The sequence below is a fragment of the Pseudocitrobacter sp. CD920760 genome (assembly GCF_057782505.1).
Window position 1 is genome coordinate 864018 of record NZ_CM173490.1, and the last position, 23040, is coordinate 887057.

Consider the following 23040-nt stretch of genomic DNA (forward strand, 5'->3'; position numbering starts at 1 on the left):
TTGGGTAGGCCGGATAAGGCGTCAGCCGCCATCCGGCAAATAAAAAGCGGCTAACCAGCCGCTTTTTTTACGCCTGTTACTCTTCCGGCTGCCACGGCGCTTGCGCATCAAAGCGGGTTATTGCCGCCACTTTCTCCGCCGTTTCCTCACCGAAGTCTGCCTGATAGACCCGATCGTCCTGGCTGACCATAAAGCTCATCACCCCGGTTTCACCATACTCTACCGGCCAGGCTATCAGGGCAAAGCCGTCGGATTGATTACTGTCGATAATGCGAAAACGGTAGCCGTGATAACCTTCACCCGGCGTTACCGGGCTGAACGCTGGCCCCAGCGGGCTCGGTGCTTCGCCGGGCTGCATCGGCCAGTAAAGACCGTCCTGCTGACCTTCGCTGCTGATAAGCTTGCTGGCGTAACGCTGTTTTCTCAGGTGGTAATCTTCCTGCGCATCAACGTAGGCGTGCATTGCGCCAATAGCCGAAAGCTCGTTGCGCCCGATGGTGCGGGTAATGATTTCATCCTGCGCCGCCTGCATATCAAAGTGCCAGCCCGCCTCGGTTTTGACGATAGGCAAAGGCAGTTGCCAGCTATCGGCACCGACATTGATATGGGCGGTATCGCCTTTTTGGTCAATACGATGGCTGATTTTCCAGTCTCGTTCAAAGCGGGCGACCGCTTCCGGGTCAGCCCCATCCGGCGGTAAAAATTGCCGCCAGTCATCGCCCAGCAACGCGTTAAGCTGCGGTTCATTGCGGGTGGTCACCGCGTCGGCAAAAGCCGTTGCGGCGTCGAGCGGGTTAGCAAACTGCTGCTGGGCAAAACTCACCAGGGGAAGCGAGAACAGCAGCGTGCTGAGAAGGATCTTTTTCATGGTGCGCTCTCTTATCGACGGTGGAATTCACGCTGCCCGGAAGACCGTTCGCGAACGGCTTCCCGGTTGCTACTACGCACAACGTTGCGACTTTGCTGCCCGCGCTGCGCCTGCTGCTGCCAGGATGGCCCACGGCTTTCGTTGCCGCTAAAGACGTTCGCATTTCGCGTATTCACATGCTGGCGAACGTTTTCCTGCCGCTGCTGGCGTTGCTCTGGCGTGGTGGTGCTGCGACGTTGCTGCACCGCTTCCTGCCGCTGCTGGCGCTGTTCCGGCGTGGTGGTGCTGCGACGCTGCTGCACGGCTTCCTGGCGTTGCTGGCGTTGTTCCGGCGTGCTGTTATTCATCCGCTGCTGCATCTGCGCTTTTGATGCTTCACGCTGAGTGGACGTGCGCGGCGTGTCGTAACCACGGTAGTTATCGCGCTGGGCAATTTGCTGTAGCTGTTTTGAGGCGGCCTGACGCTGCGCATCTTTTGGCGCGGCGGCGATGGGCTGTGATGGCGTTTTAATGCCGCCCTGCGACAGTTTATCCATGGCCGCCTGGCGCTGGCTGTCGCGGGTCACCGGCGTCTGGGTTGCGCTCAGGCCGCCCGGTACGTTGGTCTGGCGGAATTGATTCGCCACGGTATTGCTGGGGTACGGCACCTGATTGCGGTACGCCGGATTATGCTGCCAGCGTGCGTTCTCGCCGCGCAGGTTCTGCCCGGTGATATGGTTAAAGTTTTCGACATTAATATTGATGTTGTTATCACCGTTGCGGTTGTAGCCCCCGCCGCCGTGGTAATCATCGTTATCATGGTGATGATGATCGTCATCGTCGTCCCAGTCGATATTGCTGAACAGCGCGTAGGTGGTAGCGACGCCCAAGCTGTAGCCAAAGCCTTTCACCAGGCTATTGGTAAACTCTTCACCGGGAGAAGGCGGAATATAAACGGGCGGATAGGCGGGCGTCGGCCAGGTGCCGTACACCGTTGACGGGTTGTAGCTTGGCACGTACACCACCTGCGGGTCGGCAGGCTCGATTTTAATCACCGTTGACGACGATGCCGGGGCCGATTTTTGCCCGGTTGATTGTGCAACAGACGCAGACGTCGAGACCGGGGCTACCGCCGTTTTGGGCACGCTGGTGACCGTTTGCTGCGGCGTCGATTTCAGTGAGCCGGTTTGCTGCGCCAGCGCACGCAACTGTTGCACCGCGTTCATTACATCCTGCGGCTGCGCCAGGAAAGCATTCCCCAGATTTTCTACCCACACCGGGTCCTGACCCATCATGGTCATCAAGGGCGGGAAGGCCACCAGCGATTTTACACTGGCATCCCACGGTTGGTCAGACACGCCCTGGATAGCGGCATCTCCCTGCAAGGAGGGATGATCCTTCGACCACTGCACCGCCTGAACAACGTTTGCCGGATAGGTGGCGGCCATCAACACTTGCGACAGCAGGGCATCAGGGTAAAGCGCAATCGGGGCGACCCACTGGTTAATTTGCGCCGGAGTGTAGGTGGTTTTCACCTCAGGCGCGGAAGCGGGTACGGGAGCAGGAACCGGGGTTGTCACCGGCGGCGCAACGGTTGTTGCAGGCGCGGGCGCGGGTTCTTCTGGCGCGCGGCTTTTAACGTACAGCGTACCGGCAGCGGCAAGCAATCCCGCGCTGCATATCAGCGCGAGCACATGAGGCTTAAAGGGCAGATTCATATTCATACTCCCGATTTCTGATGAAATCGCCAGGTCGAAGCGCCTGCATTCGGCAGGTACGATGAAGCGTGAGTATAAAGAGACGATAGTTTAATTTTTGACTAATCTTGGGATAAATTGCACAGATGAATAATCAAGGCAGGGAATTATGTGAGCAAACATTGCAGCTAAAAATTCCCCGTTTAAGGGAAGGGTACTGTTTATAGACCATCCTTAACGATTCAGCCAATATTTTATGTTGCTTTTTTGTAAACAGATTAACACCTCTCTAAAATCCTGCTATTCTGCCCATTGCGGTATCCGGCATACCCCCTACAAACTGCTGTCTCACAGGAGCGTGAAGAAGAGCCGACCGCATATGACAATGAGAGCGAGGAGATACCGTCGTGCTAAAAGAATACCGTGAGCACGTAGCTGAGCGTGCCGCCGAAGGGATTGTTGCTAAACCCCTAGACGCAACCCAAATGGCCGCGCTGGTTGAGCTGCTGAAGAATCCGCCTGCTGGCGAAGAAGAATTCCTGTTAGACCTGTTGATTAACCGTGTACCGCCGGGCGTTGATGAAGCTGCTTACGTCAAAGCCGGATTCCTTGCTGCTGTCGCCAAAGGCGAAGCGACTTCCCCGCTGATCACTCCTGAAAAAGCCATTGAACTGCTGGGCACCATGCAGGGCGGCTACAATATTCATCCGCTGATCGACGCGCTGGACGATGCGAAACTGGCACCGATTGCTGCCAAAGCGCTCTCCCACACCCTGCTGATGTTCGATAACTTCTACGACGTAGAAGAGAAAGCGAAAGCGGGCAACGCTTACGCGAAGCAGGTGATTCAATCCTGGGCTGACGCCGAATGGTTCCTGAACCGTCCGCAACTGGCTGAAAAAATTACCGTTACCGTCTTCAAAGTGACCGGCGAAACCAACACCGATGACCTCTCTCCGGCACCGGATGCGTGGTCGCGCCCGGATATTCCGCTGCACGCGCTGGCGATGCTGAAAAACGCCCGTGAAGGGATCGAACCGGATCAACCGGGCGTGGTTGGCCCGATCAAACAGATCGAAGCTCTGCAACAGAAAGGTTTCCCGCTGGCTTACGTGGGTGATGTTGTGGGTACCGGTTCTTCGCGTAAATCTGCGACCAACTCCGTGCTGTGGTTCATGGGGGACGATATCCCGCATGTGCCGAACAAGCGCGGCGGCGGCCTGTGCCTGGGCGGCAAAATTGCACCTATCTTCTTCAACACCATGGAAGATGCGGGCGCTCTGCCAATTGAAGTGGACGTTAATGACCTGAACATGGGCGACGTGATTGACGTTTACCCGTTCAAAGGCGAAGTGCGTAACCACGAAACTGGCGAATTGCTGGCTAGCTTTGAACTGAAAACCGACGTGCTGATTGACGAAGTGCGTGCCGGTGGCCGTATCCCGCTGATCATCGGTCGCGGTTTGACCACTAAAGCGCGTGAATCACTCGGCCTGCCGCACAGCGACGTGTTCCGTCAGGCGAAAGACGTGGCGGAAAGCGACCGTGGCTACTCGCTGGCGCAGAAAATGGTTGGCCGTGCCTGTGGCGTGAAAGGCATTCGTCCGGGCGCGTACTGCGAACCGAAGATGACTTCTGTTGGTTCTCAGGACACCACCGGTCCAATGACACGTGATGAGCTGAAAGACCTGGCGTGCCTGGGCTTCTCGGCTGACCTGGTGATGCAGTCCTTCTGTCACACCGCGGCGTATCCGAAGCCGGTTGACGTCACCACGCACCACACTCTGCCGGACTTCATCATGAACCGTGGCGGCGTGTCGCTGCGTCCGGGCGATGGCGTCATCCACTCCTGGCTGAACCGTATGCTGCTGCCGGATACTGTGGGTACTGGTGGTGACTCCCACACCCGTTTCCCGATTGGGATCTCCTTCCCGGCGGGCTCCGGTCTGGTGGCGTTTGCTGCTGCAACTGGCGTCATGCCGCTGGATATGCCGGAATCCGTTCTGGTGCGCTTCAAAGGCAAAATGCAGCCGGGCATTACTCTGCGCGATCTGGTTCACGCCATTCCGCTGTATGCCATCAAACAAGGTCTGCTGACCGTTGAGAAGAAAGGTAAGAAAAACATCTTCTCTGGCCGCATCCTCGAAATCGAAGGTCTCCCGGATCTGAAAGTTGAGCAAGCGTTTGAGCTGACCGATGCGTCCGCTGAACGTTCCGCTGCCGGTTGTACCATCAAACTGAACAAAGAGCCGATTGTAGAGTATCTGAGCTCCAACATCGTTCTGCTGAAGTGGATGATTGCCGAAGGTTACGGCGACCGTCGTACGCTGGAACGTCGTGTTCAGGGCATGGAGAAATGGCTGGCGAATCCTGAGCTGCTGGAAGGTGATGCAGATGCAGAATACGCGGCGGTGATCGACATCGATCTGGCCGATATCAAAGAGCCGATTCTGTGCGCGCCGAACGATCCGGATGACGCGCGTCTGCTCTCTGACGTGCAGGGCGAGAAGATCGACGAAGTGTTTATCGGTTCCTGCATGACCAACATCGGTCACTTCCGTGCCGCGGGTAAACTGCTGGATGCGCATAAAGGCCAACTGCCGACGCGCCTGTGGGTGGCACCGCCAACCCGTATGGACGCTGCGCAGCTGACGGAAGAGGGCTACTACAGCGTCTTCGGTAAGAGCGGTGCGCGTATCGAGATCCCGGGCTGTTCACTGTGCATGGGTAACCAGGCGCGTGTGGCAGACGGCGCGACGGTGGTTTCCACCTCAACCCGTAACTTCCCGAACCGTCTGGGTACCGGCGCGAACGTCTTCCTGGCTTCTGCGGAACTGGCCGCCGTTGCGGCGCTGATTGGCAAACTGCCAACGCCGGACGAGTATCAGACCTACGTTGCACAGGTGGATAAAACCGCTGTCGATACTTACCGCTATCTGAACTTCGATCAGCTTTCTCAGTACACCGAGAAAGCGGACGGGGTGATTTTCCAGACCGCGGTTTAAGGTTTTAGCTTGCTGTGAAAAGCCACTTCCCAAGAAGTGGCTTTTTTTTTGCCGGATGGCGCTACGCTTATCCGGTCTACGGGGACTTTATTGTAGGCCGGATAAGCGTAGCGCCATCCGGCACCGATATGCTCAGAAGTTGACCCATCGTCCCTCTTTTCGCCACAGAGAGGCACTTTATTTCCATTCCTTCAACCCGCTCCGCTTTTATTCTTCCTGTCGACTGCGATAATTACAGCATGGGTACAATGCAGCGCTGACGCATTGCCTTTGCAGAGGAAGACGATTATGGATTACGAATTTCTGCGCGATGTTACCGGAGGGGTAAAGGTGCGTATGTCGATGGGCCACGAAGTGGTCGGTCACTGGTTTAATGAAGAAGTAAAAGAGAATCTGGCGCTGTTGGATGAAGTCGAAGAGGCGGCGCGTGCGGTAAAAGGTAGCGAGCGCTCCTGGCAGCGGGCGGGCCACGAATACACGCTGTGGCTGGATGGCGAAGAGGTGATGATCCGCGCAAACCAGCTCGAATTCACCGGCGACGAAATGGAAGAAGGGATGAATTATTACGACGAAGAGAGTTTATCCCTGTGCGGCGTCGAAGATTTTTTACAGGTGGTCGCGGCGTATCGCGATTTTCTGAAGCAGCGCTAACGGTTGGCGCTTCGCTTATCCGGCCTACAAACCTAAAGTGGCTGTAGGCCGGATGGCTGCTCTGTGTTCAGGCAATATTGCGCGCGTAATAAATCTCGCGCATCTCCTTCCATAGCGCAGCGGTAATTTCTTTGCGCTCGGTGTCGGTTAAATCTTCCGGTTTGGTGTGGAACATGTAGTGTTTCAGGTCGAACTCTTTGAGCATCATCTTGGTGTGGAAGATGTTCTCCTGGTACACATTTACGTCAACCATGTCATACAGCGACTTCATGTCATCCGACATAAAGTTCTGAATCGAATTAATCTCATGATCGATAAAATGTTTCATGCCGTTGATATCGCGGGTGAAACCGCGTACGCGATAATCAATGGTGACAATATCGGATTCCAGCTGGTGGATGAGGTAGTTCAGCGCGTTCAGCGGTGAAATGACGCCACAGGTCGAGACTTCTATATCTGCGCGGAAGGTACACAGGCCGCCTTCCGGGTGGCTTTCCGGATAGGTGTGTACGCAAATGTGGCTCTTATCGAGATGTGCCACCACCGCTTCCGGCAGCGGGCCGGGATGTTCGGTTTTATCAATTAATTGTGGATCAACGGGTTCTTCGCTCACCAGAATGGTGACGCTCGCGCCCTGCGGTTCGTAATCCTGGCGGGCGATGTTGAGAATGTTCGCGCCGATGATGGAACAGGTTTCTGACAGGATCTCGGTCAGACGATTGGCGTTATAGAGTTCATCGATGTAGGCGATGTAGCCATCGCGCTCTTCTGCGGTTTTTGCATAACAGATATCGTAAATACAAAAACTCAGGCTCTTGGTCAGGTTGTTAAAGCCGTGCAGCTTCAGTTTTTTCAATTTTCCTCACCCCCTTAGCGTCACTGTGCGGACAGTGCGTCATGTAGATATTGCGGCAGCGCGAACGCCGCGGTGTGAATGGCCGGATTGTAGTAGCGACACGCAAGCTTCGCGGTGTGGAAGCGCGCCTGGATAATCTCTGTTGAGAGATGGCGCATTGCCGGGTTATCGGTCGCCCAGGCGAAGGTCATAATGCCGCCGTAATAGGTGGGAATTGCCGCCTGATAGAAACTGACATCATCAAAGTAGTGGCTCAGTTTGCGATGGCTGTCGAGGGCTTCGTCCTGCTGGAGGAAGCAAACGCCGTTTTGCGCGACGAAGACACCGCCGGGGTTCAGGCAGCGTTTGCAGCCTTCGTAGAACGCGGAGGTGAACAGGCTTTCGCCGGGGCCAATCGGATCGGTGCAGTCGGAGATAATCACGTCGAAGGTTTTCGCCGTTTGAGTGACGAAATTCACGCCATCGTCAATCACCAGCGTAAAGCGCGGGTCGTCGTAGGCACCAGCATTGTGATTGGGGAGATACTGGCGACAGAAGGAGACTACGCCTGCGTCGATTTCCACCATGGTGATGGTTTCGACATTCTTATGACGGCTGACTTCACGCAGCATCGCGCCATCGCCGCCGCCGATAATTAGTACATGCTTCGCCTGGCCGTGGGCCAGCAGCGGAACGTGGGTCATCATTTCGTGATAGATAAACTCATCGCGCTCGGTGGTTTGCACCACGCCGTCCAGCGCCATTACGCGACCAAAGGCGGCGTTCTCGAAAATGATTAAATCCTGGTGATCGGTTTTCTCATGATAAAGCACGTTATCCACGGCAAAGTACTGACCAAACTGGTCATGCAGCGTTTCATGCCACACGGTGTTATCGGACATCGCTTGAACCCTCCATTGTTAACACCTTTGAAACAGGCGCAACATCATAGCTAACAATGACCGTGGGCGCACGGTCGTTTTTTCAGCAGGAAGGTAGAGAGAGTTACTTCACGTAGGCGAGCAGGCTCAGGGAGTCGCGAGCCAGCGATTTGCATTTTTTCGCAGTCGGGATGCCAATACCGCTGAGATCGCGATAGCTGTCTTCGCCAAGCGATTTCATGTCAAAGGTATCGTAGTTGCTGAGATCCCACTGATTTTGCTGGGCAAAGAAAACGAGGGCACGACGAATCTGGCCATTCGGTAGATTTTGGTAACCACAGTCGTTTTTCAGGAACACAAACACCGCAGTGAGATCGGCCATGTCTTCTGCTTCAGACTCGCTTAATGCATAGCTGTGGCTGGACGTGGCTAACAGACATCCAAGCAGCATTGTACGGAAAAACGTCTTCATTTCTTCTACCTTACCTCGTCGAGATTCAACGTTAGCACACTTCCAGACGGGACGCAGAGCCTTTTTCAACGCTTCTTACTTGACCTTACCGCAAGGGTAGGGTTTAAGCTCAAATATTCACCCGCAGCCAGCAAAAGGATGTAATGATGCACCGTCGTGAATTTCTGAAATTGAGCGCCGCCGTCAGCGTGGCAAGCGCATTACCGCTCTGGAGCCGCGCGGTTTTCGCCGCCGATCGTCCCGCACTTCCTGTTCCCGCTTTGCTTGCCGCCGATGCGCGAAGCCAGGTGACCCTCACCGTTCAGGCGGGGAAAACGCAGTTTGGTGCGAAAAGCGCCACGACATGGGGCTATAACGGTAACTTACTGGGCCCGGCCATTCAGTTGACGAAGGGGAAACCCATCACCGTCAATATTCATAACCAACTGGCGGAAGAGACCACTGTTCACTGGCATGGCCTTGAAGTACCCGGTGAGGTAGACGGCGGCCCGCAGGGCATCATTAAACCTGGCGGCCAACGTACGGTCACCTTCACGCCCGCTCAACGTGCGGCAACCTGCTGGTTCCACCCGCATCAGCATGGCAAAACGGGGCATCAGGTGGCGATGGGGCTGGCGGGGCTGGTCTTGATTGAGGATGACGATATTCGTCGTCTGATGCTGCCAAAGCAGTGGGGCATCGATGATGTGCCGGTCATTATTCAGGATAAAAAATTCAGTGCCGACGGTGAAATTGATTATCAGCTTGATGTGATGACTGCCGCCGTCGGTTGGTTTGGCGACACGCTGCTGACCAATGGCGCCATCTACCCGCAGCACGCCGCGCCGCGCGGCTGGCTGCGTCTGCGCCTGCTTAACGGTTGTAATGCGCGTTCCCTGACTATTGCTGCCAGCGACAACCGCCCGCTGTATGTGGTGGCAAGCGACGGAGGCTTGTTGGCCGAACCTGTCAAAGTGACGGAACTGCCGATGCTGATGGGCGAACGTTTTGAAGTGCTGGTCGAGACCCGCGACGGGAAGCCGTTTGATATCGTCACGCTCCCGGTCAATCAGATGGGAATGGCCGTTGCGCCATTCGATAAAGCGCATTCGGTTCTGCGCGTACAGCCGGTCACGATCAACGCATCGGGCGAATTGCCGGATGTGCTGTCATCACTGCCTGCTCTGCCATCATTAGACGGCCTGACCGAACGCAGACTCCAGCTTTCTATGGACCCGATGCTCGATATGATGGGCATGCAGGCGCTGATGAAAAAGTATGGCGCGGGCGCGATGGGCAATATGCAGCACGGCCAGATGATGGGCCACGGCAATATGGATCATGGCAACATGGGCCATATGAATCATGGCGGTGGGGGTTTTGACTTCCACAACGCTAACCGTATTAACGGCAAAGCGTTTGACATGAACACGCCGATGTTTGCCGCCAGCAAAGGGCAGTATGAGCGCTGGTTTATCTCTGGCAAGGGCGACATGATGCTGCACCCGTTCCACATTCACGGAACCCAGTTCCGGATTGTGTCGGAAAACGGCAAGCCGCCAGCGGCCCATCGTGCAGGATGGAAAGATACGGTACGCGTGGAAGGCGATGTCAGCGAGGTGTTAGTGAAGTTCGATCACGATGCGCCGAAGGAGCACGCCTATATGGCGCACTGTCATCTGCTGGAGCATGAAGATACGGGGATGATGCTGGGTTTTACCACGGTATAACGCGCGACGCCTGTATTTTGTTATACAGGCTAAATTCTTAAAAATAGTCTCAGGTGAGCAGTTATCATTCTGAAAGGCATAAACTGGGCAAACACAATGGAATGCAGGCACAACCCCAATAATCAAAAAAGGAAATTTATGAATACACTTCGAAATCTGATTCTGACGTTTCTGCTTTTGTTTATGATTGCGAATGCTAACGCCGACATAAAGCTGAAAAACCAGTCTCTCCCAAACCTTAAATTGAGTATCGCAATCCCCGAAAATCTTCATGTTATGTCAGAGGAAATGGCAGCGACACTGCAACTGTCCCAAGCACCACAGGTAAATTATTATGATGAAGTAAAACGGGTATATCTTAATATTACGCAATGGCATCAGTCTTTGCCTGCTGAACACCTGGATAGATTCAAGGAAATGACGCTTAACTCCCTGAAAAATTTTGCTCCCCAGGCCGAAGAAGTGGTGGTGGATGGGCATAAAGCATGGCTGCTTTCATTTAGTCTGCTCCCGGGGAAAGTCAATGATTTAAGATTGATTATGTCACGGGACGGTAAGCTGCTCACGGGGGAGGTTTCTATGCCTGAAGATGCCGTTACGCAGTATCAGACAGTAATGAAAAATGCACTTCTGTCGCTGAAATTTTCGAATGAGTAAATGAAAAGCGCAAAACTGCCTGATGCGCTACGCTTATCAGGCCTACGTTACCTATGCAATCTATTGAATTTACACGGTTTAGTAGGCCGGATAAGGCGTTTTCGCCGCATCCGGCATGAACAAAGCGCACTTTGTCAGTAGTCTGAGCGAATCTTACTTCATATTATCCGGCAACGCATACGCGACAATGTAGTCGCCCATCTTCGTACCAAACGAACCATGACCGCCTGCGGAGATGACAACATACTGCTTGCCATTCGCTTCATAGGTCATTGGCGTTGCCTGACCGCCTGCCGGTAAACGGCCCTGCCACAGTTTTTCACCATTGCTCATGTTGTACGCGCGCAGATAGTTATCGGCGGTTGCCGCGATGAACAGAACGTTACCTGCGGTGGAGATAGGCCCGCCCAGCATTGGCATACCCATGTTAAACGGCACCGGAACCGGCATCGGGAACGGCATGCTGTCTTGTGGGGTACCTATACGTTTTTTCCACACTACTTCGTTGGTTTTCAGATCCAGCGCCGAGATGTAACCCCAGGCTGGCTGCTTGCACGGCAGGCCGAACGGCGACAGGAACGGGTTCAGCGTAACGCCGAACGGTACGCCGTACTGCGGCTGAATACCGGCTTCGGTACCGCTGCCTTTCGCGTCTTTTGGCGGCTCCATCGGGTTGCCTGGGCCGCGCGGGATCAGTTTAGAGACAAACGGCAGCGCCATCGGGTTAGCAATCGCCACCTGACGGTTCGGGTCAACGGAAATACCGCCCCACTCGAACATCCCCAGGTTACCCGGGAACACCAGCGTGCCCTGCTCAGACGGCGGGGTGAAGATGCCTTCATAGCGCATCTGATGGAACATCACGCGGCACACCAGTTGGTCGAACATGGTGGCGCCCCACATATCCGCGCCGGTCAAATCTTTCTTCGGACGGAAGCTCAGTTCGGAGAACGGCTGCGTCTTAGTGACGTAGTCGCCTTTTGCCGCGCCCTGCGGAACCGGTTTTTCCGGGGCCGGAACAACCAGTTCGCCGTTACGGCGATCGAGGACAAAGATGTTGCCGGTTTTCGCCGGTGCGTAAATCACCGGTACTTTCTCGCCTTTCACCGTGATATCCGCCAGCGTCGGCTGGGACGGCATATCCATATCCCACAGATCGTGGTGAACGGTCTGGTAGCTCCACACCAGTTTGCCGGTAGTGGCGTTCAGCGCCACGATGGAGCTGGCGTAGCGTTCCTGTTCCGGCGTACGGTTGCCGCCCCAGATATCCGGGGTGGTCACGCCCATCGGCAGGTAGACCAGATCCAGCTTCGCGTCATAGGCCGCCGGGGCCCAGGAGTTGGGTGAGTTGAACGTGAAGGTGTGTTCATCCGACGGAATAGCGTTCGGATCTTTCGCGCCTGGATCAAACGCCCACAGCAGCTTACCGGTGTTCACGTCGAAGCCACGAATAACGCCAGAGGTTTCACGGGTTGAGAAGTTATCGGTCACCGAACCGGCAATCACGATAGTTTTATCGGTGATAATCGGTGGAGAGGTGGGTTCATACAGGCCTGGCGTGGTATCCGGCATGTTGGTTTGCAGATTGAGGATACCTTTGTTGGCAAAGGTTTCGCACAGCTTGCCGGTTTCAGCGTTGACCGCAAACAGACGACCGTCATTCACAGGCAGAATGATACGACGCGGACAGTCGGCCACCACTTCCGGGCTCGCTGTTTCAGCGCGCGCTTCGTGGTATGAAACACCACGGCAGGTGACGTGCTGGAAGCTGGAATTGGAATTCAGCTGCGGGTCGAAATGCCACTTCTCTTTCCCGGTGGCCGCATCAAGCGCGAACAGACGCTGGTGGGCGGTACAGAGATAAAGCATGTTGCCGACTTTAATCGGCGTCACTTCGTTGGTCAGCTCGCCCGGATCGTCTTCGCGCTTCAGGTCACCCGTGCGGAAAACCCAGGCTTCTTTTAACTTGTGGACGTTCTCGGCGTTGATCTGCTTGAGGGGGGAGAAACGCTGCCCCTCCTGATTACGACCGTAGGCTGGCCAGTCTTGATCCGCCACGGTGGAAATCGGTTCGGCTGGAGTCGCATCTGCACTCAGCGTGCCATTGACCTCCTGCGGGTCATTGAAGCCAGCCCAGGTCAGGATGCCACCGCTAATCAGCAACGCCACAACCAGCGCGGCAACGGCCCCGCCGGAAGGGATAATCAGGCGACGCCAGACAAACGGCAGAATCAGCCAGACACCGAAGAAGACCAGAATATCGCTGCGTGGAGTCAGCGCCCAGAAGTCAAAGCCGACTTCCCAAACGCCCCAAATCATGGTCGCCAGCAGGAACGCGGCATACAGCCAAAGCGCCGCGCGTTTGCTGCGCCACAGCATCACCGCCACGGCCAGCATCACCAGGCCAGCGATAGGGTAGTACCATGAGCCGCCAATGGCGACTAACCAGCCTCCTCCGATGAGAAGATAGAGCCCACAGATAGCCGCAAAAACGGCCGTGAGCACCACGAGTAGCCGTGGTTGTTGTGAATTTGTTTCTGCCATAGAGAATACTCGCGTCAGTTTGTTAATTATTGCTTTCAATTGATTATAGGATTTAACAAGTGTGACGGGTATCACAAAATTTGCTTTATTATCCAGTTCAGCGGAGAAATCGATTTGCTGGTATACTGACGCGCTTGCCGAACGACGTCTGGGCGTAGCGCCGGGATGTCGATAGATTTACCTCTAAAATCATATGGTTAGTTTTATGAAACATACTGTGGAAGTGATGATCCCGGAAGCGGAGATCAAAGCGCGTATCGCTGAATTGGGCCGTCAGATTACTGAGCACTATAAAGACAGTGGCAGTGAAATGGTGTTAGTGGGTTTGCTGCGCGGCTCATTTATGTTCATGGCTGACCTGTGCCGTGAAGTGCATGTCTCCCACGAAGTCGATTTTATGACGGCTTCCAGCTACGGCAGCGGTATGTCCACCACCCGTGACGTGAAGATCCTCAAAGACCTGGATGAAGACATTCGCGGTAAAGATGTTTTAATCGTGGAAGACATCATCGACTCCGGGAACACGCTGTCGAAAGTACGCGAAATTCTCAGCCTGCGTGGGCCGAAATCACTGGCAATCTGTACGCTGCTGGATAAACCGTCCCGCCGCGAAGTGAACGTGCCGGTTGAGTACGTGGGCTTTGCCATTGAAGATGAGTTTGTGGTGGGTTATGGCATCGATTACGCACAGCGTTATCGCCATCTGCCGTATGTCGGAAAAGTGGTCCTGCTGGACGAGTAATTGACGTTTGGTGTCGGATGGCGCTTCGCTTATCCGACCTACCTGTCCTGAGCCGGGTGAGGCGATGCCGCCGCCCGGCTTTTTAACAGGTGTTACTTGTGGTTAGCGTGTTTCAGCTTGAGGTTGGAAATCCCGTGGCGATAGCGCTGCTCCAGGGTTTCGCGGTTGGTTGCCGTCACATCGAGATCGCGCAGCAGGCCGTCGTGAATACCGTAGGCCCAGCCGTGAACCGTCACTTTCTGCCCACGTTTCCACGCTGACTGCATAATGGTAGAGTGACCCAGGTTATACACCTGTTCCATGACGTTCAGTTCGCAAAGCGTGTCCAGACGGCGCTCCTGCGGCATTTCGCCTAACAGTGAGCTGTGTTTGAACCAGATATCGCGAATGTGCAGTAACCAGTTGTTGATAAGACCCAGCTCCGGGTTTTCAACGGCTGCCTGAACACCGCCGCAGCCGTAGTGGCCGCAAATGATGATGTGCTCAACTTCCAGCACATCCACCGCGTACTGAACCACGGAGAGACAGTTCAAATCGGTGTGAATGACCAGGTTGGCAACATTGCGGTGAACAAATAATTCGCCCGGCTCAAGGCCGGTTAAACGTTCGGCGGGAACGCGGCTGTCGGAACATCCAATCCATAGAAAGCGCGGTTTCTGCGCTTGCGCCAGTTTCTCGAAAAATCCGGGGTCCTCTTCCACCAGCATTTTTGACCATAGTTCATTGTTGCTGATGAGTGTATCTATGTCTTTCATGGAGGTTAACGACCTGTAACCAAGTAAGTGCGTTGCGCTAATATAGGTCAACTCGACTTTTTTTAAAACCATACATTGAACGCAAGAATTCAAAAGAGATATTCAATGACCATTGCACTGGAACTAAAACAGCTTAAAAAAACCTATCCTGGGGGCGTCCAGGCACTGCGCGGAATCGACCTGCAAGTGGAAGCCGGAGACTTCTACGCGCTGCTCGGGCCGAACGGTGCGGGAAAATCCACCACCATCGGCATTATCAGTTCGCTGGTGAATAAATCGTCCGGTTCGGTCAGCGTATTTGGCTACGATCTGCAAAAAGATGTGGTCAATGCCAAACGTCAGCTCGGCCTGGTGCCGCAGGAATTTAACTTCAATCCGTTTGAAACGGTACAACAGATTGTTGTTCATCAGGCGGGCTACTACGGCGTTGAGTACAAAGATGCGCTTGAGCGCAGTGAAAAGTATTTAAAACAGCTCGATTTGTGGGAAAAACGTAACGAACGTGCGCGCATGTTGTCCGGTGGGATGAAGCGTCGTTTGATGATTGCCCGCGCGCTGATGCACGAGCCAAAACTGCTGATTCTTGATGAACCGACAGCGGGCGTGGATATCGAACTTCGCCGCTCAATGTGGGGCTTTTTGAAGGATTTAAACGACAAAGGCACCACGATCATTCTTACCACTCACTACCTGGAAGAAGCTGAAATGCTGTGCCGCAACATCGGCATCATTCAGCACGGTACGCTGGTGGAAAACACCTCGATGAAAAACCTGCTTTCTAAACTGAAGTCGGAAACCTTCATTCTGGACTTAGCGCCGAAGAGCCCGCTGCCGACGCTGGAAGGTTATCAGTATCGACTGGTTGACACCTCAACGTTAGAAGTGGAAGTGCTGCGTGAGCAAGGGATTAACAGCGTGTTTGCCCAGCTTAGCGCGCAGGGCATTCAGGTATTAAGTATGCGTAACAAAGCGAACCGACTGGAAGAGCTGTTTGTCTCGCTGGTCCATGAAAAACAAGGAGAGCAGGCATGATGCAGCTTTATTGGGTGGCGCTGAAAAGCATCTGGGCGAAAGAGATCCACCGTTTTATGCGTATCTGGGTGCAAACCCTGGTGCCGCCGGTCATCACCATGACCCTCTACTTTATTATTTTCGGTAACCTGATTGGTTCGCGTATCGGCGAAATGCATGGCTTTAGCTATATGCAGTTTATTGTGCCGGGGCTGATCATGATGTCTGTTATCACTAACGCTTATGCTAACGTCGCGTCCTCATTCTTCAGCGCGAAATTCCAGCGTAATATTGAAGAGCTGCTGGTCGCACCCGTACCGACGCATGTGATCATTGCCGGTTATGTCGGCGGCGGCGTGGCGCGCGGGCTGTGCGTCGGCATTCTGGTGACGGCAATTTCCCTGTTCTTTGTGCCATTCCAGGTGCATTCATGGGTGTTTGTGGCGTTAACGTTGATTCTGACGGCGGTGCTTTTCTCGCTGGCGGGCCTGCTGAATGCGGTCTTCGCTAAAACCTTTGATGATATTAGCCTGATCCCAACCTTCGTGCTGACGCCGCTGACCTATCTTGGCGGGGTGTTCTACTCTCTGACGCTGCTGCCGCCGTTCTGGCAGGGGCTGTCGCATCTGAACCCGATCGTCTACATGATCAGCGGTTTCCGCTACGGCTTCCTCGGCATTCATGATGTGCCACTGGTGACCACTTTCGGCGTGCTGGTGATCTTTATCATCGCTTTCTACATGCTCTGCTGGTATTTGATTCAGCGTGGGCGTGGCCTGCGCAGCTAATTTACTGCCTCCCCCGGCTCTTCCGGGGGAAAAAGTAGACCGCTATCACCGACTTATCTCGTTATTCCCGATACAGTACGCTTTTACCAGGGAGGTAAGCGATGTTAGGTTGGGTGATAGCCTGCCATGATGATAAAGCAGAGGAACTGCTGGAGCGTCTGGAGAAAAAATTTGGCCCGCTGGCTCAGTGCCGGGCGGTGAATTACTGGCGCGGAATGAGCGCTAATATGCTCAGCCGTATGATGTGTGATGCGTTGCATCAGGCCGATTCCGGCGATGGCGTCATTTTCCTGACCGATAAAACCGGGGCTGCGCCTTACCGCGTTGCGGCTTTAATGAGCCATAAGCACGATCGCTGTGAAGTGATTTCCGGCATCGATTTCCCCTTACTCGCTCAGTACTATCCTTTGCGGGAAACGCTCAGCAGCGAGGCTTTCCGTAATGCGATTGTCGATCGCGGCCCGGCAGGCGTCAGCAGTCTTTGGCACCAGCAGCAAAAGAATCCTCCCTTTGTCCTGCTGCATGATGCGTATAAATATTAACCGTAGTTATTGATGTCGCTTTTGTTACAATAGCGACAGTTATTTGCTGCGGTTCTTATCCATGTTGATGCGCTTTGTATTCGTGCTGACGTTGCTGCTTTCCGGCAACGCGGCTGCTGCTCTGACAGCCCCACAAGGGCTTCCTCCTCGCTATATGCAAACCACTGAAGATGCGGCTGTTTGGGCGCAGGTTGGGGATCGTGTCATTACGGTGGGCAATATTCGCGCCGGGCAAATCCTTGATGTGGTGCCCACGGCGGCGGATTACTATGAGTTTCGCTTCGGGTTCGGCACCGGATTTATCGATAAAGATCATCTTGAACTGGTACAAGGGCGGCAGCGCGTCGAGGATGGGCTCGGCGATTTACATCGGCCTTCAAGCAATCAGAACCTGATCACCTGGAAAGATACGCCGGTGTATAACGCGCCGGATGCCGGCAGCGCGCCTTTCGGTACACTGGCGGAGAACTTGCGTTATCCCATACTGAGCGCGTTGAAAGGGCGCTTAAACCAGACCTGGTATCAAATCCGCATTGGCAATCGGCTGGCCTATGTGAGCTCGCTTGATGCACAAATCGACAATGGTATTCCCGTGCTCACCTATCATCACATCCTGCGTGATGAAGAAAATACGCGCTTCCGCCACACCTCCACCACCACCTCGGTACGTGCTTTCAACAACCAGATGACCTGGCTGCGCGACAGGGGCTATACCACCCTGAGTATGTATCAGCTGGAAGGTTACGTACGAAACAAAATGAATCTTCCGGCGCGGGCGGTGGTTATCACTTTTGATGATGGCCTGAAATCGGTCAGCCGCTATGCGTATCCGGTGCTGAAGCAGTACGGCTTTAAAGCGACGGCGTTTATTATCTCGTCGCGCATCAAAGCGCATCCGCAAAAGTGGGACCCGAAATCGCTGCAGTTTATGAGTATTTCTGAACTGCGTGGGATTCAGGATGTGTTTGATTTCCAGTCACATACCCACTTCCTGCATCGTGTTGACTACTCTCGTCATCCGATATTATTGAGCCGCAGTTATCACAATATTCTGTTCGACTTTAAACGCTCGCGCCGGGCGCTGGCGCAGTTCAACCCGCACGTGCTGTATCTCTCTTACCCCTTTGGCGGCTATAACGCCACGGCGGTGCAAGCGGCAAATGACGCGGGGTTCCATCTGGCGGTGACGACGATGAAAGGGAAGGTGAAGCCGGGGGATAATCCGTTCCTGTTGAAACGACTCTACATCTTAAGAACGGATTCGCTGGAGACGATGTCGCGGCTGGTCAGCAACCAGCCGCAGGGGTAGGGCAATCAGGCAACCTGAACCGGAATTGCTTTCGCGGTGCGTTTCATCTCGTTGTCGCCTTCGAAGTAAGCGACTTTCGGACGCCAGGTGCGGGCTTCTTCATCCGGCATGGTGACGAAGCTTGCGATGATCACGATATCGCCCACTTCCGCACAATGCGCTGCTGCGCCGTTTACGGAGATGATGCGGGAACCGCGCTCTGCCGCGATCGCGTAAGTGGAAAAGCGCTTACCATTGGTCACGTTCCAGATATCAATGGCTTCGTTTTCAAGAATACCGGCAGCGTCAAGGAAATCCTGGTCAATGGCGCAAGAGCCTTCGTAGTGCAGGTCAGCCTGGGTCACTTTGACGCGATGGAGCTTACCTTGCAGCATAGTGCGAATCATAACTTCTACCTTTCTACCATAACGATAACAAAGCTGATGTGAATATCAGCTTCAGGAAATTCCTGGCAGTATTGCCCGATTTTGGTTGGGTGTCTACTCATCTGGTGTCGTTTCTTCGCACAGTTTGCGTACAGCTGCGAGAAACTGACGGTAATGAATGTATGCCGTTGATTTTTATCCCGAGCCTGCTTGAGGCGCTAACAATACCTGGCTGACGCCGCGCAGTTGTTCCAGCGATACTGCGCGTACAGGATGCAGGACAAAGGCCGGGATAATGGAAACAGTCGCCACTACGCCGCATGATGCGGTATTCAAAAACTTTTTGACGCACACCGATACGGCACGGGATTTTCTGGATATTCACTTGCCGGAGGAAATCAAAGCGATTTGCGATCTGAGTACGCTCACGCTGGAATCCGGGAATTTTGTCGAAGAGAGTTTACAGGAGCAGTACTCTGACGTGCTTTACTCCGTATCGATGCAGGGACATCCAGGTTATCTGCATATTTTGATCGAGCACCAGAGCACGCCGAGCAAGAAAATTGTCTTTCGGATGATGCGCTATGCTATTGCCGCGATGCACCGCCATCTCGAAGCGGGGTTTCAGCAGTTACCGCTGGTGGTACCTATCCTTTTCTACCAGGGAAAAACATCGCCTTACCCCTACTCGATGTGCTGGATGGATATGTTTGCCTCCCCGGAACTGGCGCGACGCCTGTACAGCGAACCTTTCCCGCTGGTGGACATTACCACCATACCGGACGATGAAATTATGCAGCATCGGCGCGTGGCCATACTCGAACTGCTGCAAAAGCATATTCGCCAGCGCGACTTAATGAAAATGCTGGAGGATCTGGTCACCCTTTTAAGTGCGGAGTACACTACCGAAAGTCAATTAATCACGCTGGTAAACTATATGCTGCTGCGTGGTCATACTGACCAGCCGAAAATATTCTACCGTGAACTGGGAAGGCGCTTGCCGAAGGAGAAAACAATGGGGACTGTTGCTGAGTGGCTTGAAGAGCAGGGAATAATGAAGGGATTAGAACAAGGCATGCAGCAAGGCGAAAGCAATGCCACGCATCGGGTTGCGGCCCGTATGCTGAAAAGCGGCATGTCGCCAGAACTCGTTGCGGAGATGACCGACTTAACCCGCGAAGAAATCGACAAAATCCCCGACTGGCGCTAACCGTCGTCAGCGCCAGTTTCGGTCAATCAGCCTAATTCGACCATTTTGTTGTCGATCAGGCGCGCCTGTCCGAGCCATGCGGCCATCAGGATCACCGCACGTTTGCTGCTGTCGGTCAGGTCGAGCAGGGTATCGGCATCGCGGATCTGAATGTCGTCGGCGCGGAAGCCTTTTTCATTCAGTTCCTGCTCGGCGATGGCGATGATTTCCGGCTGGTCGCGTTCACCGTTTTGCAGTTTTTCTGCCACGTTACTGAGCACTTTATACAACCCAGGGGCGATCTTACGCTGATCTGACGTCAGGTAGCCGTTACGTGAACTGAGCGCCAGGCCATCTTTGGCGCGAATAATCGGCACGCCCACGATTTCAATATCGAAGCCCATGTCGGCAACCATCTTGCGAATGAGCGCCAGCTGTTGGAAATCTTTCTCGCCGAAGCAGGCGATATCCGGCTGGATCAGGTTAAAGAGCTTGCTGACGATGGTGGAGACACCGCGGAAGTGCCCCGGGCGGCTGGCGCCTTCGAGCATGGTCGAGAGACCCGGAACATCAACAAAGGTATGGTTTTCGGTGCCCTGAGGATAGATTTCCTGGGCTGACGGCGCGAAAACCAGATCCACTTTGCGCTTGTTCAGCTTTTCGCTGTCTTCCTGCAAAGTGCGCGGGTAGCGCGCCAGATCTTCCGGGCGATCAAACTGCATCGGGTTAACGAAAATACTGACCACTACCACATCGGCCCGCGCTTTCGCTTCATCAACCAGCTTCATATGACCATCATGCAGATTGCCCATGGTGGGCACCAGCGCCACGCGCTTGCCTTCCATACGCAGACGGCGGATATGTTGACGCAGCAGCGGCAGGGTTTCGATAATTAACACAACGTGACTCCTTAATGGAAACTGTGTTCTTCGCCCGGATAAACGCCGGACTCGACTTCAGCCATATACTGCCGCACCGCCGCGCGGATGTCGCCCGTTTCGGCAAGGAAATTTTTGGCAAATTTAGGGATATGACCGCCGGTAATACCGAACGCATCGTGCATCACCAGAATCTGCCCGTCGGTGACGTTGCCTGCACCAATACCGATAACCGGGATCGTAAGCGCTTCGGTAATACGTTTCGCCAGCTCAACCGGCACACATTCCAGCACCAGCAGTTGTGCACCTGCGGCTTCCAGCGCCAGCGCGTCGCTCAGCAACTGCTCGCCCGCATCGCCGCGCCCCTGCACTTTATAACCGCCGAAGACGTTGACCGACTGCGGCGTTAGTCCCAGATGGCCGCACACTGGCACAGCACGTTCGGCCAGCATTTTAACCGTGTCGGCGAGCCATGCACCGCCTTCAATTTTGACCATGTTCGCGCCCGCGCGCATCACGATAGCCGAGTTTGCAAACGCCTGTTCCGGTGTGGCATAGGCCATAAACGGCAGGTCAGCCAGCAGCAGGCAGTTTGGCGCGCCGCGACGTACGGCGGCGGTGTGATAGGCGATGTCTTCAACGGTCACGGGAAGGGTGGATTCATGCCCCTGAACGGTCATGCCCAGCGAATCGCCGACCAGCATCACGTTCAGACCTTCGTCAGCAAACAGTTTGGCGAAGCTGTAGTCGTAAGCGGTGATGGTGGCGAAGCGTTTTTTTTCTTGTTTGTATTTGTTCAGTAAGGAGATGGTGGTCGGTTTCATCATAACCCCTGTTAGCCATAAGTGTTATCGATAGGATTGGCGCATTGTAGGGGATGTGAGTGATGAGTGTTAGCCCTTTATGGTCAAAACCGGCAGCGTTAGCTGCCGGGATTTTACTCAGGGGTAGGTGATGGAGAAGACGCCCGTCGCTTTGAAATCTCCGCCCTGGATTTGCTGATTACCATCCTGCTTGAGCGTCGCGGTGAAATTCAGTGTTTGATCGGACGGAGACCCCGAAGCATTACTGCCAATAATACCGTTTGAGGTATCCGGGTTATCGCCATACGCTTTATAGATTGAGGAGGCGTCGTTTGGCTTGAGCACCACTTCCGGATAATGCGAGTTGGACTCGCCTTTAATTTCTACGCCTACGCCGCTGGCGGCATCTGTTGTCAGCGAGTTTCCCAATAGTGAGGTTGATACTGCAGGCGCCCCGGTGGTCAGTTTGACCTCAATGTTAGTCACCCGATAACACCCTTTCAGCACAATTGAAAAAGGCACGCCATTTACACCGTCGATAACCTCTTTCGAACTGTATTCACCCAACCCTACCGTATCGCCCTTACTGACGCTGCTGCCGGAGAGTATCGCCGACGTACAGGTTGGAGACGTTAATGTGACATTCCCCATATTGAAGGTCTGAAAAATAGTGTGGGTATTGAGGTTTCCGCCCGGAGACTGGTTTTTCAACGCGTAGTGATAGGTGGTATCACTCAGCAGGGCAATACTGCCGCTGGTGTCAGGATCGAAGGTAGCGTCGTTATAAAAGTCGATGTCGATATTAGAGACTAAGCCACCAAGGGTCTGATACCAGCCAAGATCGCTCGGGCAGCTTGTTGAGTGAAGGTTGAGTGATTGCGGATTAGTATCACCGATATAAAAGTCGTCTGGTGACGTCGTGGCATACGACCAAAGATTATACATGCGCATGGTGAAATACAGCCCTTGCATGTTGGTTTTCAAAAGTTGGTGACCATTGTAGATATACGGGCTTTTAATAAAATGACTCTCCAGTGAAATCTGTCCGCCCATACCGCCAGGGGAGCAGTAAATGACCCCCGTATTACCATTGCCAGCGGTATCGGCCTGTAGCTGGATTTTTACATTACTGTATTGCAGTGCTGTGGCGCGTCCGATCACCACCTGGCTGTTGCCCGTAGTAAAAGTGGTTGTGGAATAACCATCACCAGCCGGACCTTTGTTTTTCTCACTACCACCACCATCAACGGTTGTTTTACTGCCAACAATCAATGTATTTGCGGCCTGCAGGTAGCCTGAATATAAGGGCAGTAAAAGCAGAAGTATTTTGCCCCATTTGGGTAACAGAAAACGGTTCATT

The 23040-nt window shown here is 54.1% G+C and carries 21 protein-coding genes; 10 read left to right on the forward strand and 11 right to left on the reverse strand.

The features are described 5' to 3' along the window. Positions 1-76: 76 nt before the first annotated feature. Both AC1MKH_RS03930 and AC1MKH_RS03935 read right to left on the reverse strand, forming a co-directional pair. Entirely contained in the window at positions 77-868 is a 792-nt protein-coding gene (locus tag AC1MKH_RS03930; RefSeq protein WP_276221701.1) for a DUF2950 family protein, read from the reverse strand. A gap of 11 nt (positions 869-879) precedes the next feature. Further along, positions 880-2565 carry a DUF3300 domain-containing protein gene (locus AC1MKH_RS03935; RefSeq protein ID WP_276221699.1) on the reverse strand — a complete coding sequence of 562 codons (1686 nt, stop codon included), beginning with the start codon at positions 2563-2565 and terminating at the stop codon, positions 880-882. A 386-nt stretch (positions 2566-2951) separates the two neighbouring features. On the opposite strand from AC1MKH_RS03935, the gene acnB reads away from it, so the two are divergent. Then, a complete protein-coding gene (gene acnB / locus AC1MKH_RS03940) occupies positions 2952-5549 on the forward strand; it encodes a bifunctional aconitate hydratase 2/2-methylisocitrate dehydratase (protein ID WP_276221697.1) in 2598 nt (865 codons plus the stop codon). 288 nt (positions 5550-5837) lie between these two features. After that, on the forward strand, positions 5838-6200 hold the full coding sequence (yacL, locus tag AC1MKH_RS03945; RefSeq protein WP_015965890.1) for a protein YacL: 363 nt from the start codon (positions 5838-5840) through the stop codon (positions 6198-6200). Positions 6201-6267: 67 nt separating this feature from the next. Here yacL and speD read toward each other — a convergent pair whose 3' ends face one another. The 3 genes from speD to AC1MKH_RS03960 form a co-directional block, all read right to left on the reverse strand. Continuing rightward, complete coding sequence (speD, locus tag AC1MKH_RS03950) at positions 6268-7056, reverse strand: adenosylmethionine decarboxylase (protein WP_276221695.1); 789 nt, start codon at positions 7054-7056, stop codon at positions 6268-6270. Positions 7057-7076: 20 nt separating this feature from the next. Then, positions 7077-7937 (reverse strand): polyamine aminopropyltransferase, encoded by an 861-nt coding sequence (gene speE / locus AC1MKH_RS03955; protein ID WP_276221693.1) that lies wholly within the window; start codon positions 7935-7937, stop codon positions 7077-7079. Between the two features lie 103 nt (positions 7938-8040). Then, positions 8041-8388, reverse strand: coding sequence for a YacC family pilotin-like protein (locus AC1MKH_RS03960; RefSeq protein WP_015965884.1), 348 nt, complete (start codon positions 8386-8388; stop codon positions 8041-8043). Positions 8389-8534: 146 nt separating this feature from the next. Here AC1MKH_RS03960 and cueO point away from each other — a divergent pair, with 146 nt between their 5' ends. Both cueO and AC1MKH_RS03970 read left to right on the forward strand, forming a co-directional pair. After that, entirely contained in the window at positions 8535-10097 is a 1563-nt protein-coding gene (cueO, locus tag AC1MKH_RS03965; RefSeq protein WP_276221787.1) for a multicopper oxidase CueO, read from the forward strand. Positions 10098-10235: 138 nt separating this feature from the next. Further along, the gene (locus AC1MKH_RS03970; protein WP_276221690.1) at positions 10236-10754 is read left to right on the forward strand and encodes a hypothetical protein; all 519 of its coding nucleotides are present in this window, start codon (positions 10236-10238) and stop codon (positions 10752-10754) included. Between the two features lie 153 nt (positions 10755-10907). Here AC1MKH_RS03970 and AC1MKH_RS03975 read toward each other — a convergent pair whose 3' ends face one another. Further along, positions 10908-13298, reverse strand: a complete 2391-nt coding sequence (locus AC1MKH_RS03975) for a glucose/quinate/shikimate family membrane-bound PQQ-dependent dehydrogenase (protein WP_276221689.1) — start codon at positions 13296-13298, stop codon at positions 10908-10910. Positions 13299-13503: 205 nt separating this feature from the next. Here AC1MKH_RS03975 and hpt point away from each other — a divergent pair, with 205 nt between their 5' ends. Then, positions 13504-14040, forward strand: a complete 537-nt coding sequence (hpt, locus tag AC1MKH_RS03980; RefSeq protein WP_015965881.1) for a hypoxanthine phosphoribosyltransferase — start codon at positions 13504-13506, stop codon at positions 14038-14040. Between the two features lie 92 nt (positions 14041-14132). Here the strand turns inward: hpt and can are convergent, their stop codons facing one another. Further along, entirely contained in the window at positions 14133-14795 is a 663-nt protein-coding gene (gene can / locus AC1MKH_RS03985) for a carbonate dehydratase (RefSeq protein ID WP_149463140.1), read from the reverse strand. A 105-nt stretch (positions 14796-14900) separates the two neighbouring features. Here can and AC1MKH_RS03990 point away from each other — a divergent pair, with 105 nt between their 5' ends. From AC1MKH_RS03990 to AC1MKH_RS04005, 4 genes are all read left to right on the forward strand, one after another. Next, positions 14901-15827, forward strand: coding sequence for an ABC transporter ATP-binding protein (locus AC1MKH_RS03990; RefSeq protein ID WP_276221685.1), 927 nt, complete (start codon positions 14901-14903; stop codon positions 15825-15827). Continuing rightward, positions 15824-16594: an ABC transporter permease gene (locus tag AC1MKH_RS03995; RefSeq protein WP_276221683.1), complete on the forward strand. Its 771-nt coding sequence runs from the start codon at positions 15824-15826 to the stop codon at positions 16592-16594. Before AC1MKH_RS03990 ends, AC1MKH_RS03995 begins: the two co-directional genes overlap by 4 nt. Positions 16595-16695: 101 nt before the next feature. Next, positions 16696-17136 (forward strand): PTS sugar transporter subunit IIA, encoded by a 441-nt coding sequence (locus AC1MKH_RS04000; RefSeq protein ID WP_276221681.1) that lies wholly within the window; start codon positions 16696-16698, stop codon positions 17134-17136. Between the two features lie 61 nt (positions 17137-17197). Next, positions 17198-18445, forward strand: coding sequence for a polysaccharide deacetylase family protein (locus tag AC1MKH_RS04005; RefSeq protein WP_276221679.1), 1248 nt, complete (start codon positions 17198-17200; stop codon positions 18443-18445). 5 nt (positions 18446-18450) lie between these two features. On the opposite strand, the gene panD is transcribed toward AC1MKH_RS04005, so the two are convergent. Then, the gene (panD, locus tag AC1MKH_RS04010) at positions 18451-18831 is read right to left on the reverse strand and encodes an aspartate 1-decarboxylase (protein ID WP_015965876.1); all 381 of its coding nucleotides are present in this window, start codon (positions 18829-18831) and stop codon (positions 18451-18453) included. Positions 18832-19105: 274 nt separating this feature from the next. Between panD and AC1MKH_RS04015 the strand changes: the two genes are divergently transcribed. Further along, the gene (locus AC1MKH_RS04015; protein ID WP_276221675.1) at positions 19106-20020 is read left to right on the forward strand and encodes an Rpn family recombination-promoting nuclease/putative transposase; all 915 of its coding nucleotides are present in this window, start codon (positions 19106-19108) and stop codon (positions 20018-20020) included. 26 nt (positions 20021-20046) lie between these two features. Here AC1MKH_RS04015 and panC read toward each other — a convergent pair whose 3' ends face one another. The 3 genes from panC to AC1MKH_RS04030 all read right to left on the reverse strand — a co-directional run bounded on the left by panC (position 20047) and on the right by AC1MKH_RS04030 (position 23039). After that, entirely contained in the window at positions 20047-20898 is an 852-nt protein-coding gene (gene panC / locus AC1MKH_RS04020) for a pantoate--beta-alanine ligase (protein ID WP_276221673.1), read from the reverse strand. An 11-nt stretch (positions 20899-20909) separates the two neighbouring features. Next, positions 20910-21701, reverse strand: a complete 792-nt coding sequence (gene panB / locus AC1MKH_RS04025) for a 3-methyl-2-oxobutanoate hydroxymethyltransferase (protein WP_276221786.1) — start codon at positions 21699-21701, stop codon at positions 20910-20912. A gap of 117 nt (positions 21702-21818) precedes the next feature. Further along, positions 21819-23039, reverse strand: coding sequence for a fimbrial protein (locus tag AC1MKH_RS04030; RefSeq protein WP_276221672.1), 1221 nt, complete (start codon positions 23037-23039; stop codon positions 21819-21821). Position 23040: the final 1 nt, after the last annotated feature.